The 782-nt window shown below is 43.4% G+C and carries 2 protein-coding genes; both read right to left on the bottom strand.

Features of this window, described 5'->3' with window-relative positions:
- Window positions 1-348 (bottom strand): hypothetical protein (locus tag GHO25_RS25670; RefSeq protein ID WP_153393398.1); only part of this gene is annotated, 348 nt, incomplete at its 3' end.
- Between the two features lie 69 nt (window positions 349-417).
- The coding region (locus tag GHO25_RS26240; RefSeq protein ID WP_178110252.1) for a hypothetical protein at window positions 418-782 on the bottom strand (365 nt) is incomplete at its 5' end.

The raw sequence follows: 782 nt of genomic DNA, 5'->3' as shown, positions 1-782 counted from the left end.
ATCCTCTTTCGCTTTCTTAGCGGCTTTTTCTGAAGAAGCAAGCTCGCTAAAAAGATCACAACAAATATAACCAAGCTTTTTACTGCGGTCTTCAATTTCCTCCATAACACAACTCACAATTTTTTCGCAATAGTATTGCTCGCAATAAGTATATGCGTTAGAAAGAAAAATAATTTCATCGCTTAAAAATTTCAAACAAACATCTATATAAGTATGTATTTCTTTCAAGGAATCAAAATTTATCAATCCAGTTTTCTTAAAATCAAGATCCATGTGTTTGGCTAAAAAGAAAGGATCGATAACTTCTGCGACACAACTTTTATTCCCAAGAGATGCATAATAATTCATTGAATATCCGCCGATTTTATATATCACAACTGCCAGTTTATTAAATTTTATAGCTATGAATAGATAAACCTAAAAAACCATACGTTCACGTAAAGCCATCACTCGTGAAGCCGACAGATCACGAATATCCTCATTGTGAAAAATCAGGTGCGCTCGGTGCGGCTTGGTTTCCTCATCCCCAAGCTCCAAATCCTCCATTAGAAACTGATGCTTACCCTGGTAGGTCGCCGCGAGGTCAGCCGCCAAGCTGCGTGCGGCTTCTCCAGGCGTAACTATGGCCCAACCGATGATGTCAGACAGCTGTTCGGCTGGTGATCGCGGTGTCACGCCCTGAGCGGCGTTGCAGGCAAATTCGTTATAGAGCTGCGCGCCCAGTTCCGGATCGTCCGCAGGATTTCCCGGGCACAGCCGCGGCTCCCAGGGAAGCACGTAGG

This window comes from Pseudomonas sp. FSL R10-1350 (assembly GCF_009600525.1).
Classification (GTDB): domain Bacteria; phylum Pseudomonadota; class Gammaproteobacteria; order Pseudomonadales; family Pseudomonadaceae; genus Aquipseudomonas; species Aquipseudomonas helleri.
Note: the sequence above shows the minus strand (reverse complement) of the source record. Positions and strands in the feature narration are given on the sequence as shown.